At 34.5% G+C, this 281-nt stretch carries 1 protein-coding gene; it reads left to right on the top strand.

What is annotated here, in order from left to right:
• Positions 1-53 precede the first annotated feature (53 nt).
• Positions 54-281, top strand: a 228-nt coding sequence (locus F1003_RS18570) for an isochorismatase family protein (RefSeq protein WP_155090347.1), incomplete at its 3' end; no start/stop codon positions are given.

The raw sequence follows: 281 nt of genomic DNA, 5'->3' as shown, positions 1-281 counted from the left end.
CCCAAACCCTTGAAACCTATAACGCCTTTGTGCACTATTTGAAAGAGGACTAAATGAATACGGCTTTTATAATCATTGATGTTCAGAATGTTTTAGTAGAAACTGGGTTCCAGACAAAAAGTCTATTGGAAAAAATTTCTTATTTACAAAACCAGGCTAGAAGCAAGAATATTGAAATTATCTATGTTCAACATATTGAGAACTCTGAAGCTCAAACATCAGAAGATTGGCAGTTATCTGCGCTTTTAAATCGAAAACCTGCTGAAAAGGTCTTTCAGAAG

The sequence above is a fragment of the Winogradskyella ouciana genome, assembly GCF_009709615.1.
Taxonomy (GTDB): domain Bacteria; phylum Bacteroidota; class Bacteroidia; order Flavobacteriales; family Flavobacteriaceae; genus Winogradskyella; species Winogradskyella ouciana.
The sequence above is the reverse complement of the archived record's forward strand: the minus strand, read 5'-3'. Positions and strand labels throughout refer to the sequence as shown.